Annotated in this window: 13 protein-coding genes and 1 riboswitch; of the genes, 2 read left to right on the top strand and 11 right to left on the bottom strand. The window is 41.1% G+C overall.

Translation table 11 applies throughout. From position 1 onward, the window contains the following. Window positions 1-89 precede the first annotated feature (89 nt). The 8 genes from typA to ACPBEH_RS00995 form a co-directional block, all read right to left on the bottom strand. The gene (gene typA, locus ACPBEH_RS01030) at window positions 90-1,925 is read right to left on the bottom strand and encodes a translational GTPase TypA (protein ID WP_213923215.1); all 1,836 of its coding nucleotides are present in this window, start codon (window positions 1,923-1,925) and stop codon (window positions 90-92) included. Window positions 1,926-2,070: 145 nt separating this feature from the next. Then, window positions 2,071-2,868, bottom strand: coding sequence for an inositol monophosphatase family protein (locus tag ACPBEH_RS01025; RefSeq protein WP_424349400.1), 798 nt, complete (start codon window positions 2,866-2,868; stop codon window positions 2,071-2,073). Window positions 2,869-2,884: 16 nt separating this feature from the next. Then, the gene (locus ACPBEH_RS01020) at window positions 2,885-3,169 is read right to left on the bottom strand and encodes a UPF0223 family protein (RefSeq protein ID WP_011374781.1); all 285 of its coding nucleotides are present in this window, start codon (window positions 3,167-3,169) and stop codon (window positions 2,885-2,887) included. 144 nt (window positions 3,170-3,313) lie between these two features. After that, complete coding sequence (gene lpdA / locus ACPBEH_RS01015; protein ID WP_424349399.1) at window positions 3,314-4,720, bottom strand: dihydrolipoyl dehydrogenase; 1,407 nt, start codon at window positions 4,718-4,720, stop codon at window positions 3,314-3,316. A 7-nt stretch (window positions 4,721-4,727) separates the two neighbouring features. Beyond that, complete coding sequence (locus ACPBEH_RS01010) at window positions 4,728-6,356, bottom strand: dihydrolipoyllysine-residue acetyltransferase (RefSeq protein ID WP_424349398.1); 1,629 nt, start codon at window positions 6,354-6,356, stop codon at window positions 4,728-4,730. A gap of 29 nt (window positions 6,357-6,385) precedes the next feature. Then, window positions 6,386-7,363 carry an alpha-ketoacid dehydrogenase subunit beta gene (locus ACPBEH_RS01005; protein WP_254681565.1) on the bottom strand — a complete coding sequence of 326 codons (978 nt, stop codon included), beginning with the start codon at window positions 7,361-7,363 and terminating at the stop codon, window positions 6,386-6,388. A 1-nt stretch (window position 7,364) separates the two neighbouring features. After that, window positions 7,365-8,474, bottom strand: coding sequence for a pyruvate dehydrogenase (acetyl-transferring) E1 component subunit alpha (gene pdhA / locus ACPBEH_RS01000; protein WP_112206193.1), 1,110 nt, complete (start codon window positions 8,472-8,474; stop codon window positions 7,365-7,367). A gap of 325 nt (window positions 8,475-8,799) precedes the next feature. Continuing rightward, window positions 8,800-9,483 (bottom strand): hypothetical protein, encoded by a 684-nt coding sequence (locus ACPBEH_RS00995; protein ID WP_424349397.1) that lies wholly within the window; start codon window positions 9,481-9,483, stop codon window positions 8,800-8,802. Between the two features lie 225 nt (window positions 9,484-9,708). Then, window positions 9,709-9,874, bottom strand: a riboswitch (M-box (ykoK) riboswitch). Window positions 9,875-9,987: 113 nt separating this feature from the next. On the opposite strand from ACPBEH_RS00995, the gene def reads away from it, so the two are divergent. Then, the gene (def, locus tag ACPBEH_RS00990; RefSeq protein WP_424349396.1) at window positions 9,988-10,545 is read left to right on the top strand and encodes a peptide deformylase; all 558 of its coding nucleotides are present in this window, start codon (window positions 9,988-9,990) and stop codon (window positions 10,543-10,545) included. 48 nt (window positions 10,546-10,593) lie between these two features. Here the strand turns inward: def and ACPBEH_RS00985 are convergent, their stop codons facing one another. From ACPBEH_RS00985 to ACPBEH_RS00975, 3 genes are read right to left on the bottom strand one after another with little or no spacing between them, the layout of a single operon-like run. Continuing rightward, the gene (locus tag ACPBEH_RS00985) at window positions 10,594-12,357 is read right to left on the bottom strand and encodes an ABC transporter ATP-binding protein (RefSeq protein ID WP_112206191.1); all 1,764 of its coding nucleotides are present in this window, start codon (window positions 12,355-12,357) and stop codon (window positions 10,594-10,596) included. Beyond that, window positions 12,344-14,083 (bottom strand): ABC transporter ATP-binding protein, encoded by a 1,740-nt coding sequence (locus tag ACPBEH_RS00980; RefSeq protein WP_424349395.1) that lies wholly within the window; start codon window positions 14,081-14,083, stop codon window positions 12,344-12,346. Before ACPBEH_RS00980 ends, ACPBEH_RS00985 begins: the two co-directional genes overlap by 14 nt. Before the next feature lie 27 nt (window positions 14,084-14,110). Next, the gene (locus ACPBEH_RS00975) at window positions 14,111-14,596 is read right to left on the bottom strand and encodes a hypothetical protein (protein ID WP_424349394.1); all 486 of its coding nucleotides are present in this window, start codon (window positions 14,594-14,596) and stop codon (window positions 14,111-14,113) included. 196 nt (window positions 14,597-14,792) lie between these two features. On the opposite strand from ACPBEH_RS00975, the gene ACPBEH_RS00970 reads away from it, so the two are divergent. Continuing rightward, window positions 14,793-15,005, top strand: coding sequence for a DNA-directed RNA polymerase subunit epsilon (locus ACPBEH_RS00970; protein WP_424349393.1), 213 nt, complete (start codon window positions 14,793-14,795; stop codon window positions 15,003-15,005). Window position 15,006: the final 1 nt, after the last annotated feature.

Here is a 15,006-nt window from a genome sequence, read left to right as displayed (position 1 = left end):
ACACTCTGCAGGTTATTATACCATATCTGACACTAAAAAAAGGTAGCCTAAAGTGTCTTAGGCTACCTTTTAATATAGTTTTAAGCTTATTATCCGCGTTTACGCTTCTTGTCAGCTTTAGTACGCATACCTGTGTCAAGAATCTTCTTACGTAAACGAACAGAAGTTGGTGTTACTTCACAGTATTCGTCATCGTTTAAGAATTCAATTGATTCTTCAAGTGACATTTCTTTAGGTGTCTTGATAGCAGCTGAGTGATCTTTACCAGAAGCACGAGTATTCGTTAAGTTTTTACCCTTAGTAACGTTTACGGCGATATCTGTATCACGGCTGTTTTGACCAACAATCATACCTTCATAAACATCAACGCCAGCGCCGATGAATAATTGGCCACGATCTTCAACTGATTGTAAACTATAAGTTGTTGATGAACCAGCATTGATTGAAACTAATGCACCGTTACGACGGCCTGGTTCCCAGTTTTTGATAACTGGCATGTATTTTTCGAAGGTGTGGTTCATAATACCATATCCACCAGTCATCGTTAAGAATTCTGTTGAATAACCGATTAAACCACGTGAAGGTGCTAAGAAAGTCATACGTGTTTGGTTATTAGCATCACTTTCCATGTTTTGCATTTCACCTTTACGTTGGGCCATTGAATCGATTACTGAACCTGTGTATTGATCAGGTGTATCGATTTGAACCATTTCAAAAGGTTCGCAAGTTACGCCATCAACGTCGCGGTAGATAACTTCTGGACGTGATAATTGTAATTCGAAGCCTTCACGACGCATTTCTTCAACCAAGATTGAAAGATGCAATTCACCACGACCTGAAACGATCCAAGCACCGGCTTTGTCTGTATCTTCAACACGAAGTGAAACGTCAGTGTGTAGTTGGTGACGTAAACGTTCTTCAATCTTACGACCAGTAACGAAATCACCTTCACGGCCAACAAATGGTGAATCATTGGCAGCAAATGTCATTTGTAAAGTTGGTTCGTCGATACGAAGAATTGGTAATGCTTCTTGATGGTCAACTGGTGTGACAGTTTCACCAACGTAAATATCTTCCATACCAGAAACAGCGATTAAATCGCCGGCTTTAGCTTCTTGGATTTCAACACGGTCTAAACCGATGAAACCAAAGATCTTCGTAACACGGAAGTTCTTAGCAGAACCGTCAAGTTTAAGAACAGAAACTTGATCACCGATCTTGATTGTCCCACGAGAAACGCGGCCAATACCGATACGGCCAACATAATCGTTATAATCTAACATAGCCACTTGGAATTGAAGTGGTTCGTCACTATTATCAACTGGTGCTGGGATTGTATCTAAGATTGTGTCAAAGATAGGAACCATTGTGTGAGCTTGTGTATCTAAGTCTGATTCAAGACTTGATGTCCCGTTAATAGCACTTGCGTATACAACTGGGAATTCAAGTTGATCTTCGTCAGCACCAAGTTCGATGAATAATTCAAGCACTTCATCAACCACTTCTTCAGGACGTGAGCCTGGGCGGTCAATTTTGTTGATAACAACGATTGGTGTTAAATGTTGGTCTAAAGCTTTTTTCAAAACAAAACGTGTTTGTGGCATTGTACCTTCGAAAGCATCAACGACTAATAATACACCGTCAACCATCTTCATGATACGTTCAACTTCACCACCGAAATCGGCATGTCCTGGTGTATCCAAGATGTTGATTTGTTTGCCGTTATATTTAACAGCAGTATTCTTTGAAAGAATTGTGATCCCACGTTCTTTTTCGATATCATTTGTATCCATTGCACGGTCAGAAATTTCTGCATGGCCATCCAATGTATCTGATTGTTTTAACATTTCGTTAACTAAGGTTGTTTTACCATGATCAACGTGGGCGATAATTGCGATATTGCGAATGTCTTCTCTTTTTTTCAAGTGTTTCAGCTTCCTCTCGCTAGTGACTTAACTAGTGTTGTTTGTCTCATGTATACAAGCTATTATTTTACCATAATAAATAGGGCTATGCTTCTTATATTAGCGATTTTTTGAAAATACGCAAGACTTTTTCATGAAAATCTAATTATTCGGCCGTTTTTGAATGAGCCATAATGGCGATAATTTCTTGCATCGCTTGCTTCGGTGCAATAATCATGCCTTCTTTGGCAACCATTGAAATTGGTTGACCGTCGAAATTTAAAATCTGAAAACCAAGTGTCTCGGCTAAAACGCGTCCCGCAGCAACATCCCATGGTGCTAACTTCGAAATATAGGCTTGCGCATTCCCTTTTAATAATTGCGCAAAAGTGATGCCGGCACTGCCATAAATACGCACACCCGAGCTTTGAACGAAAACTTGTTGTAATTGTCGTTCATTCGTCACCAACATGCGTGTATTAACGCAGATTAAGCCTTCCGATAGCGGTTGGTCCACTGCCTGTTCTAAGGCTTGTTCATTGCGGAAAATCCCTAATTGCGGACCACCCCAGAAAAGTTGATCGGCCATCACATCGTAAATAATTCCGAACAAGGCTTGGCCATCTTCGTAGACCCCAATCATAATCGCAAAATTTTCCTGTTGCTTAACAAAATTCATCGTCCCATCAATTGGATCAACAAAAAAGGTTAGACCATTATGCCAATCACCGGCACCGACGTTAGCCCCTTCTTCTCCGACCAATTGTGCGGTTGGGTATTCTGCTTTGATTTGTTCTGCAAAAAAGGCTTGGTTCGCGCAGTCGACGTTGGTCACTAAATCATTACGACTTGATTTAGTCATAATTTCTAAAGGTTGTGTCATCTTCTTGCGTGTTTCAGCGGCTGCTTCAAGCACCCATTTTTGTAATGAACGACTTAATTGATATAGCGCCTCTTGTTCCATCTTTTTTCATCTACTTTCAATTATTAGTCGTCATCTTAATTTGTGCCCGGCCACTCTTTTGAGCAGTTTGCATACAACGGTAGATTGAATAACCAGAAGCTTCCGTAAAAGCCTTATCAAGTTGTTTTTCAATCATCTTGCTTCGAACGACTTGTTTAAAATCACGGTAGGCCGCGTTTAAATCTTCAACTTTAGCGCCAAATTCATAAGCTTGTTCAACAAGATTATATAAATGCATGACTTGAACCACTTCTTCTGGTGTCCAATCTGATTCTAAAGGATAGCTATAGTTAGTTTGCATAAATACTCCTAAATTTAAGTCAATTTAAGCAAAATTGACGTTTTTAATATCAATCATTATAGCGCATTTTTTTAGCAACTGTCGAATCGTTTTAGCAAGTAGATACAAAAAGGGCCGTCATAATTCATGACGAACCCTCCAGTATTAGATATGAATTGGTAAGCCCAATGCTAATTCAGCGTCATCCATAATTGCTTCACTCAATGTTGGATGTGGGTGAATTGTTAAGGCTAAATCTTCCGCGTTCATCCCTGATTCAACCGCTAAAGTTAATTCTGAAATCAAGTCGCTAGCCCCAACGCCCGCTACTTGTGCACCAAGCAACGTATTATCGTCAGTATTCGTTACTAAGCGTACAAAACCGTCAGTATCAGCCAATGATAAAGCACGACCGTTAGCAGCAAATGGGAACTTAAAGCCTTTGGCGTTATAGCCTTTTTCTTTTGCTTCAGCAACCGTTAAACCAGTAGTTGCCAATTCTGGATCAGTATAACAAACCGCTGGCATTGCTTTGTAGTCCACAACCACTTTTTTACCAGCGATTGCTTCGGCAGCAATTTTAGCTTCATAACTGGCCTTATGAGCCAACGCAGCACCGGCAACAATATCACCAATAGCATAGATGCCTTTGATATTGGTTTGGCCTTGTTGATCAACTTCGATTAAACCACGATCAGCCATCTTAATACCGGCCTGTTCTAAGCCCATATCATCAGTATTAGGGCGACGTCCAACAGTTACCATGACATAATCGGCAACCAATTGTTCTTCCTTACCGCCAACTTCGTATTTAACAGTCACGTTTTGATCCGTTTCGATTGATTCTTTAGCCATAGCACCGGTAATCACATCGACACCCTTAGTCTTGAAGTTCTTCGTTACAAGTTGCACCATATCTTTTTCGAAGTTTGGCAAAATTGAATCCGTTCCTTCAAGAATGGTGACGTGGGCACCCAAGTTAGCGTAAGCACCTGCTAATTCAGAACCAATGTAGCCCCCACCAATCACAACTAATTCCTTAGGCACTTCCGTTAAGTTCAAACCACCCGTTGAATCAATCACACGTTTGTTGAACTTGAAGCCCTTAATTTCAATTGGGCGACTACCAGTTGCGATGATTAAGTTCTTAAAACTATAAGTTTGAGCACTTTCGTCTTTAATAACCCGTAAGCTATGTTCGTCAACTAAAAAGGCAGAACCATCTAAGACGTCAATCTTGTGTTTTTTAAACAACATTGAAATGCCGCCTGTTAACTTTTCGACAACTTGGTGTTGCTTCCAATCTTGTGTCTTTGCAAAATCAAGCGTTGCACCCGTTGTTGAAACTCCGAAAACTTCAGAATTCTTAGCTTCTTGCAAACGATGGCCTGCAGAGATTAATGCTTTAGAAGGAATACAGCCGACGTTCAAACAAATCCCACCGATATTTTCACGTTCAATAACCGTTACTTTTTGACCCATTTCAGCTGCTCGAATGGCAGCCACGTAGCCCCCAGGTCCAGAACCAATAACGACAGTTTCTAATTCAATTGCAAAATCACCTACAACCATTTTTAAATCATCCTTCCATCAATAGTAGCTCTGGATCAGCTAATAATTCTTTCAATTCGTTCATTGCACGTTGCGCAGTCCCACCATCAATTAAACGGTGATCAAATGATAATGACAATTTCAAGACTTTACCAACTGCAAGTTCGCCATCTTCGTTAACAATTGGTTCTGTGCCGATACGGCCAACCCCTAGGATAGCCACTTCAGGGTAGTTAACAACTGGTGTAAACCAACCACCACCGATTGACCCGATGTTACTAATCGTCATTGAACCGCCACTCATTTCGGCAGGTTTCAACTTATTATCTAAAGCTTTTTGTGTGTTTTCGCCAATCTCCTTGGCGATGGCAAAGATACTCTTGCTGTCGGCATCTTTAATGTTTGGTACATAAAGGCCGTGATCAGTATCAGTTGCGATGCCGACATTGATGTAGTGTTTATAAACAATTTCGCTTGTTGTGTCATCAATTGAGGCATTCAACGTTGGGAAATCACGTAAAACAGTTACCAAAGCTTTAACAATGTATGGTAAGAAGGTTAACTTAATATCCTTCTTAGCAGCAACATCCTTAAATTTCTTACGATGGGTCATTAATTTAGAAACTTCAACTTCATCAAATAACGTCACGTGTGGTGCAGTATGCTTGCTTGTCACCATTGCTTTAGCAATTGCTTTTCGTGTTGGTGACATCTTTTCACGTGTTTCAAGTTCTGGTGTTGCTGATTCATAAGGTTTAACGGCTACTGCTGGTTCAGGTGTCGCTGTTGTTACAGAGGCACTCTTAGTCTCAGTTGTTGCCGTTGAAGTAGTTGGTGTAGCACCATTTTGCATGAAGTTTTGGATATCTACTTTTGTTGTACGACCGTGTTTACCAGTTGCTGGAACCTGGCTAATATCCACGTTATTTTCACGCGCAAATTGACGAACAGATGGCATTGCTAATACTTTCCGATTTGGATCACTAATGGCAACAACACTTGCGTCACTACTATTATTAGTTGCTACTGGTGTTTCTGCTGCCTTAGGTGCCGGCGTTTCTGCTACGGGCGCTGAAGCTGTTGCAGTATTGTGGCCTGGCGCATCAATTTCAACGAGCACTTGACCGACTGTTGCGACTTCACCTTCGCCCACTAAGATTTTAACAATCTTACCGCTAACAGGTGATGGAATTTCTTCAACTGATTTATCGTTTTGGACTTCTAATAAGGTATCGTCTTCTGCAATTGAATCGCCTTCTGCGACTGCCCATTTTTGGATTTCGCCTTCTGCAATTCCTTCGCCAATATCCGGCAACTTAAATTGATAAACACCTTCGCTAGCTGTAGATGCTGACGTTGTAGGTTGTTCTGCTGCTGGAGCAGTTGCTTGTGCTGTTGGTGCATCGTTACCTTCAACCCCAGGCGCATCGATTTCAACGAGGACTTGGCCCACTGTTGCGACTTCACCTTCGCCCACTAAGATTTTAACAATCTTGCCACTCACTGGTGATGGGATTTCTTCAACTGATTTATCGTTTTGGACTTCTAGTAATGTATCATCTTCAGCAATTGTATCGCCTTCTGCGACTGCCCATTTTTGGATTTCGCCTTCTGCGATACCTTCACCGATATCTGGTAATTTAAATTGATATGCCATGCTTATGTCGTCCCTTCCTTCGTTATCGACTAAAAGTTAATAACTTCCTTAACTTTATTTTCAATATCAGTTGCGTTTGGTAACCATGTTGATTCGGCTTGGCCAAATGGGAATGGTGTGTCTGGCGCTGAAACGCGACCAATTGGTGCTTCTAATGAAAGGACAGCGCGTTCTGAAATTTCAGAAGCCACTTGTGCCCCAACACCCGCTTGTTTTTGCGCTTCTTGCACAATCACTACGCGACCTGTTTTTTCGACTGATGCAATAATGGTTTTAATATCTAATGGGGCAATTGTCCGTAAGTCGATAATTTCGACTGAGATATTGTCTTTAGCCAAGTTTTCAGCAGCTTTCTTAGCTTCGCGAACCATTGCGCCATAAGTGATGATTGAAACGTCTGAACCTTCCAATGTCACTGCGGCTTTATCGAGCGGCACTGTGTATGATTCGTCTGGCACTTCCTCACGGAATGAGCGATAAAGTTTCATATGTTCCAAGTATAAAACAGGATCATTTGAACGAATCGCAGAAATCAATAAACCTTTGGCGTCGTAAGGATTGCTTGGAACAACTACTCGGATCCCAGGAATTTGAGTAATCATGCCTTCAAAGTTATCTGAATGCATTTCAGGAGTATGCACGCCACCACCAAATGGTGCCCGGATTGTAATCGGCATATTGCGTGTGCCACCCATCCGGTAACGTGTCCGTGACATTTGACCGGCGATTGAATCTAGTGTTTCAAAAATAAAACCGAAGAATTGAATTTCAGGAACAGGTCTAAATCCTTCTAGCGCTAACCCGATTGATAAACCACCAATCCCAGATTCAGCTAAAGGTGTATCGAAAACGCGGTCTTCACCATGTTTAACTTGTAAGCCTTCAGTCGCACGGAAAACACCACCGTTTTTACCGACATCTTCCCCGAAAATTAAGACATTTTCATCACTTGCTAATTCTAAATCCAGCGCATTTGTAATTGCTTGAATCATTGTTTTTTGTGCCATCTTAATTCGACTCCTTTGCACTGTATTCTGTGATTTGTTCTTGAATATTTTGTGGTTGTTCTTCAAATGTTACTTTTAAGAAGTCAGTTACCTTTTGTTTAGGAATGGCATCTGCTTCGTTGATTGCTTCTTTAATAGATGCTTTAACTTGATCGATTAATTCATTTTCTTGTTCTTCTGACCAGAGGCCCTTATCCGTTAAGAAACGACGCATTCTAACTAATGGATCACGTTTTAACCAAATGTCATCTGTTTCTTTTGTCCGGTAACGGGTTGGGTCATCCCCGGAAAGTGTATGTGGTCCATAACGATAAGTTAAGGTTTCAATTAAAACAGGCCCATTACCAGCCGTTGTAAATTCTCTAGCTTCCTTCATTACTTCATAAACCGCTAGTGGATCCATCCCATCTACTTGGATAGCAGGAATCCCAGCAGCAACCCCTTTTTGGGCTAATGTCACTGCAGCTGTTTGTTTTTCACGAGGAACTGAAATCGCAAAACCGTTATTTTGAACAACGAAGATTGCAGGGGCTTTGAAGGCACCAGCAAAGTTAATCCCTTCATAGAAATCACCCTGTGACGTACCACCATCACCCGTATAGACGTAAACGGCATTCTTAGATTGACGTTTCTTCATCCCAACAGCGACACCCATTGCTTGAATGTATTGTGCCCCGATAATAATTTGTGGTGGCATTGCTTTGAGTGATTCTGGGTACTTGTTACCTTCAATATGACCACGTGACCATAAGAAAGCTTGTGATAGAGGTAAGCCATGTTGCACCAATTGTGGTACATCGCGATAACCAGGGAATAAGAAATCATCCTTGTTCATCGCAAAATTACTTGCTAATTGACTTGCTTCTTGCCCAGCGGTTGGTGCATAAAAGCCTAAACGTCCTTGACGATTTAAAGCGGTTGCACGTTGATCAAGCACACGTGACCAAACCATCTGTTTCATTAATTCAACAAGTTGTTCATCACTTAGATCTGGCATGATATCAGGATTTACAACTTGGCCAGTTTCATCTAAAATCTGAACTGTTTTAAAATCTTGGCTTTCATCGCCGAGTAGTTTATCAAAATTAACTGCAGCTTTATTATTGGCCATAATATTCATTCTCCTCTTCACTAAACTGTTTTAATGTCTGCTTATATCTGTATCAATTAAGCTTCTTCACAAATATAATTTAGCATTTTATAACACTAAATGCAAGCGTTTTACATAACTAATCATCAAACTCCGCACGCTTATCGTTTTATGTATATGTGAATTTAGTCACCAACTAATTTACATCTGCTAAGCGCTATTACTGTTATATAATATATTCTATTTCTGTTATATAATAGCCGCTGTATCACTGCACAAAAAAAGCGTTTAGTACAAACTGATAGCTGCACTAAACGCTTGTTAATTATATTTTTGTTGGGGTACTTCACGCCAAGACCGGTTGGGGAATTTCAGCGTTCCCAGCATGCACTAGGAAGCGTTGGACATCCGCCCAAACTGGTTCAACTCTTAAATGAGTCATTAGACGATGAAGATTAACTAATAGGCGCATCCGTAATTGACCGATACTTACGAAAACAAGTAGGTTCTTGAATTGCCCTGATTTTGTAACGCGCATCATCATAACGGCAGTACAAACTGCTAAGCCGATTGTCACACCGGCAAAAGCAAATTCATTAACTGCAAGGACCGCAAGGAATGACACAAGTGCTGCCACTGCCATAAGGAAAGCATTCCCTAGGCGAACCTTAACGATATCATCCTTAGGTGATAGTGTTTCGTTCAACACGACACCTCTTGTACCTGTTTTAACAACTGTACCGGCTTTGATGACCGTCATTTCTTTATCGATTGTCGCTACGGCAACTGGTGTTTTTTCTGCAGCATCTAATACTAAAATATCGCCTGCTACAATTTGATCAACACCAATTTCGCGTAGGAAACCGTCGCGCACAACACTTGCCATCCGATTTGAATCGGCAACTAATGATGCTCGTTTTGCAGCTTCAATTGTTGTTAACCCGCTTGGACGAGTTGCCAACAAACGCATTAACATCCCGCTGCTTGTGATTGCGTTTAACGTTGTTTCTTGCTTTAAATTCTTGTGCATCGCGTTCGACACTCCTTCCCTTTTGAGGAAGTCGTCGTAACACTGCTAGCCTAAAACTGCTGGCAGTAAAAAGACAGACCACCTCGGATGATCACTATCGCTACTACTTAACGGACCTTCAGCTGTTTGCAACATTTTACTCACCAGACTTTCTATTAATTTTAGAGATCGTACTCAGTTGTACAAAAAAAGACGCACAACAATTGAGCGTCATCCACAACATCATGGCGTTCCCAATCGTTCAGTTTTAGCACTATATGACGTAGAAACCATGTTCAGCTACGTTAGAAAAAGCCTTCATTGGCAGTTTCTGTTGACTCAATTGGCATCTCTCGATGTTTCTGAGTAGCAGCGTATGTTCATATAGGAGCCTCACCTAACGGAAAAGCGATATCTCTATATATTCATTCTACTGGTTATAGAGAAGTGGGTCAACCCATTTGTTCCGTTTTTTTTAATTCTGTGCTAGAATAATCTATGATGAATTAATCGGAGGTCTTAACTGTGATATTAATGAAAGATATTATCCGCGAGGGTAATCCTACACTTAGAGAAACTGCACAACCTGTTTCATTCCCGCTATCTGACGAAGATCGGCAACTTGCCGCTGACATGATGACATTCTTGGAAAATAGCCAAGATCCAGAAATTGCTGCGAAATACCAATTACGCGCCGGTGTTGGCTTAGCCGCACCTCAAGTAGACGTTTCAAAACAAATGTCAGCTGTTTTAGTCCCTGGTCCTGAAGGCGAAGCACCAATCTTAAAAGACGTGATTATTAATCCTAAGATTATTAGCCACTCTGTTCAAGACGCTGCTTTAGCTGAAGGCGAAGGTTGCCTATCAGTCGATCGCGAAGTCCCCGGTTATGTGCCTCGGCACGACAGAATTACATTACGTTATCAAGACGTTGAAGGTGTTAGTCATAAGATTCGTCTTAAAAACTATCCCGCAATTGTTTGCCAACACGAAATCGATCATTTAAACGGCATTCTTTTCTTTGACCACATCAACAAAGAAAATCCATTTGCCGCACCAGATGATATGATTATTCTTGAATAATGAACGAACGAAAAAGGGTTAAGCCAAATTTTAGCTTAACCCTTTTTATTATGCATTTAATTTTGTTTCTGCAAATTGACTGTTATAAAGCTTAGCGTAAACACCATTAGCGGCTAATAAGTCGTCATGCGTTCCCTTTTCAACAATTTGACCGTGATCCATTACTAAAATTAAGTTAGCATCCCGAATTGTTGATAAGCGATGGGCGATCACAAAACTGGTTCGACCCTGCATCACTTTTTCCATCGCCTTTTGCAATAAGCTTTCTAATCGCGTATCGACCGAACTGGTTGCTTCATCTAAAATCAAAATTTTAGGATTGGCAATCACTGCCCGGGCAATCGTTAAGAGTTGCTTTTGTCCTAACGACACGTTATCCGCTTCTTCATCAATTGCCATCTGATAACCATTTGGCAACGTGTGAATAAAGTGATCAACATTAGCTGTTTTAGCAGCGTCCACCACTTCATATTCGGTGGCATCTAGCTTCCCAAAGCGGATATTTTCCGTAATCGTTGTGTGGTACAACCAAGCATCCTGCAGAACCATCCCAAAAAGGGAGCGAACTGTTTGTTTACTCAACTGACGCGTATCGACGCCATCAATTAGAATTTGACCAGAACTAACATCGTAAAAACGCATCAATAAATTAATCATGGTCGTCTTCCCGGCACCAGTTGGCCCAACAATCGCAATTTTATCGCCCGGATTGGCGGTGAAACTTAGATCCCGAATCAACGGTTTGGCTGGATCATAGCTAAAGCTGACATCTTTAAATTCAACTTTCCCCTGAACGTCAGCCGGTAATTCAGCTGTTTCTTGATCAGTTGGTTCAATAGGTTCATCCAAGATTTCAAAAACCCGTTGTGTCGCAGCGGCAGCGGCTTGCATGACACCAGATAACTGCGTGATTTGCGAAATTGGTTGATTAATCTGCCAAATATATTGAATAAAGGCCTGTAAATTACCAACCGTAATGACACCGTGCAAGACGTAGTAACCACCCAAGGTTGCCATCCCCGCGTAGGTTAGATTAGTGGTTAAACCCACTAACGGCATCATGATTCCTGAAATAAAGGCCGCTTTGAAGCCAAATTCAGTCAATCGATCGGTAATCGCTGCAAATTCATCAACTGCTCTGTCTTCTTGACCATACAACTTCAAGACACTGAAACCACCGTAGTTTTCCTGAACATAACCATTCATTTCGCCCAGGGTATTTTGTTGCCCTTGGAAGTAAACTTGTGACTTTTTGATGATTGCTTTGGAAATCAAAAGTGAGGCCGGGATCATAATTAAGGATAATAACGCCATCCATAAATTAATCGTCAACATCATAACGACTGCCATGATGATCCCCAAAATTGAGGTCACAACTTGAATTAAACTCTGTTGCAAGGCATTCGTGATTGCGTCGACATCATTGGTAACCCGCGACAAGATATTCCCTTGTTGTTGTGAATCAAAGAAACGGACTGGCAATGCATTCATCTGTAAATTGATATCTCGTCGTAAATCGCGCATTGCGTGTTGGACTGCACGCGTCATTAAAAACGACCCCAAAAACATCATCGTTTGATAAAGTAATGCAAAGCTGAGAATCATCGCAATCACTTTAGTAATGTAACTAAAGTTAACGGCGACGTGTTGCGCTAAGTTTTGACTAATCTCAGTCACTGCTAGTCCCATGATAAATGGCCACAAAGCATTCGCTAAAACGGAAATCACCGTTGCTGTAATTGCTGACCAGAACGTTATTTTATAAGGCCCAATATAGCGCATCAGGCGTTTGAGCACCCTAATATTCTTCATTGAGCTCCTCCTTTGACAACTGTGAGGCGGCAATGGCCCGGTAAACCTCATTTGTTTTAAGTAATTCTTTGTGGGTACCGATGCCCACAACTTGTCCTTCATTTAAGACAACAATCCGATCTGCATTCATAATCGTCCCCACACGTTGGGCGACAATTAAGACCGTCGCATCCTTAGTAATCGATTTTAAGGCGCCACGTAATGCCGCATCAGTTTGGTAATCCAAGGCTGAAAAACTATCGTCAAAGACGTAGATGTCTGGGCGACGAACAATTGCTCTGGCAATCGCTAGTCGTTGCTTTTGACCACCTGATAAGTTGTTACCCCCTTCGGCCAAATAAGTTTGGAGACCCTCTGGTTTTTCCGCCACGAATGTTTTGGATTGGGCAATCGTTAAAGCATCCCATAACTCAGCATCCGTCGCTTCCGGATTACCGTAGCGCAAGTTATCCGCAATCGTGCCGGTAAAGAGAACTGCTTTTTGGGGAATAAAGCCAATTTTTTGGCGCAATGCTTTCAATTGATAATCTCGTACATCATAACCATCAATCATAACTTGCCCCCGCGTCACATCGAAGAAGCGTGGAATCAATTGAATTAAGGTTGATTTACCACTCCCCGTACTACCGATGAAGGCGACAGTTTCACCTGGATGGGCTTTAAAACTGACATCCCGAATGACCGGACTTTCAGTCGGACCAGGATAGGCAAAAGAGACATTTTCGAAGGCCAATTCACCTTGGGTAGTCGTGGTTTGAATCCCCTGATCATCATCCGTAATATCTACGGGTGAATTAAGGACTTTTTCAATCCGTTCAGCTGAAACAGCCGCTCTAGGATACATCATGAAGACACTCGCAAAGAGCATGAATGAAAATAATACGTGGAAAATATATTCAATAAAGGCGATTAACGTCCCTACTGCCAAATTGCCAGTATTAATTTGAACCGCACCTTGCCAAATGATTAAAACGAAAACAATATTGAAGATAAATGAAAAGCCAGGTTGTGCGAGGGCTACTAATGTAAAGAGTTTGATTGAACTCTGACTGTAGGCTTCGTTGACTTTTCTAAACCGCATACTCTGGAATTTTTCACGCACAAATGCGCGAATAACCCGAATCCCAGTTAAATTTTCACGTAAGTTTAAATTGATTGCATCTAAGTTTTTTTGTTGTTCTGCAGACATTGGTTCAGACAACCAGCCAATGATGACCACCCCAACTAATAAAATTGGAATGGCTGCGAAAACAATCCATGATAACGACAGACTCGTCCGCACAATCATAAACGCACTGGCAACGATCATCATCGGGGTCATAAAACCAGTTCGTAACACCTGGACCATGAATTGCGTCACTTGAAACGCATCGTTGGTCGTCCGAGTAATTAAAGAAGATACCCCAAATTCACCATATTCATGATGTGAAAATTGCATCGTCTTTTTAAAGATATCGTTCCGGATATCACGCGTTAAATTAGTGGTTAAACGGCTCCCAGTGTAGGCTAGTCCAATTAACCCCACCAAGCCAATTAAGGAAATAACAACCATTAAGGTCCCATATTGCCAAACCGGCCCAACCGTATGGCGGTTGATACCTTTATCGATAATTTGTCCTAATAATGTTGGTAATCCCAGTTCAATTAAAATAAACCCAAATACGCAGATAAAATTCCAAAATAACAGTTTTTTATAGCGAATGGTATAGCGCCACATTAATTTCATAGGTGCTAACTCCTTCTTGTTTCAAATTTAGTCCATTACTCGTGCCATATCTTTGACGTATTCAATTGTTTCTCGATTGACAATAAATGCCACGTCAAAATGGTAATCCTGATCCAATAACCAAGCATCCGTAATGACTAACGCTGGATATCTAGGATTAACGGAGGCAATTCGTCGTTCGTCTGCAACCTCATTTAAGGTCTGTTCTAACGTTTCCGTAATCGGTTTTAACGACATATCCGTTTGTAAAACGTTCACGCGATACTCAAACAACATCACGTTACCGCCCCAAACCTCTGTTGGTAAATTGGCAGTTAACGTTGCTTGTTTCGTATAAAATTGCGGTTGTGCGGTCAATAGTCTTTGATAAGCAATATTGACAATCTCGTCTACCGTTTCTTGACTACTACTTTGTAAGATCCGCATGGCTCTTTGCCGACGAATCCGGTGAATGAACCAAGCCAGACCGCCCGCCAATCCAATTAGGACTAGTAGTAATAACCAAATTAACATGGCAACCCCCTCTTTCTAATTGTAACGGTTGTCATAATTATAACCGAATTAGACTAAACTCGCTATTACGAGGCCGTTGCCCAATGTATACTTTAATTAAAAGATATGCTAAAATATTCTTAAATGTTGAGTAATCAACCTCTGGACGGTTAAACTTTCGTTTAAAAATAAGATGAATATCAAAGGAGTTTTACAATTGATTTATAAAGTACTTTTCCAAGCAGACAAAACACAAAGTCCTCTACGTGAGGCAACTAAATCACTCTATCTTGAAGCTAACAGTGCCGTTGAAGCACGTCAACTTGTTGAAGACAATACACCCTACAATATTGAATTTGTACAAGAACTTACCGGTGAACATTTAGCTTACGAACAAGAATCAGAAGACTTCACATTAACGGAGTTCTAAG

Origin of the sequence: Latilactobacillus parasakei (assembly GCF_049674265.1) — a bacterium.
In the GTDB taxonomy this organism is placed as follows: Bacteria; Bacillota; Bacilli; order Lactobacillales; family Lactobacillaceae; genus Latilactobacillus; species Latilactobacillus sakei.
The sequence above is the reverse complement of the archived record's forward strand: the minus strand, read 5'-3'. Positions and strand labels throughout refer to the sequence as shown.

What these genes read in the sequence shown, in the direction of transcription:
- ACPBEH_RS01025 (WP_424349400.1), bottom strand. Translation starts at nt 2,868, where the DNA reads ATGGAACAAGAGGCGCTATATCAATTAAGTCGTTCATTACAAAAATGG.
- ACPBEH_RS01020 (WP_011374781.1), bottom strand. Translation starts at nt 3,169, where the DNA reads ATGCAAACTAACTATAGCTATCCTTTAGAATCAGATTGGACACCAGAA.
- lpdA (WP_424349399.1), bottom strand. Translation starts at nt 4,720, where the DNA reads ATGGTTGTAGGTGATTTTGCAATTGAATTAGAAACTGTCGTTATTGGT.
- ACPBEH_RS01010 (WP_424349398.1), bottom strand. Translation starts at nt 6,356, where the DNA reads ATGGCATATCAATTTAAATTACCAGATATCGGTGAAGGTATCGCAGAA.
- ACPBEH_RS01005 (WP_254681565.1), bottom strand. Translation starts at nt 7,363, where the DNA reads ATGGCACAAAAAACAATGATTCAAGCAATTACAAATGCGCTGGATTTA.
- pdhA (WP_112206193.1), bottom strand. Translation starts at nt 8,474, where the DNA reads ATGGCCAATAATAAAGCTGCAGTTAATTTTGATAAACTACTCGGCGAT.
- ACPBEH_RS00995 (WP_424349397.1), bottom strand. Translation starts at nt 9,483, where the DNA reads ATGCACAAGAATTTAAAGCAAGAAACAACGTTAAACGCAATCACAAGC.
- ACPBEH_RS00985 (WP_112206191.1), bottom strand. Translation starts at nt 12,357, where the DNA reads ATGAAGAATATTAGGGTGCTCAAACGCCTGATGCGCTATATTGGGCCT.
- ACPBEH_RS00980 (WP_424349395.1), bottom strand. Translation starts at nt 14,083, where the DNA reads ATGAAATTAATGTGGCGCTATACCATTCGCTATAAAAAACTGTTATTT.
- ACPBEH_RS00975 (WP_424349394.1), bottom strand. Translation starts at nt 14,596, where the DNA reads ATGTTAATTTGGTTATTACTACTAGTCCTAATTGGATTGGCGGGCGGT.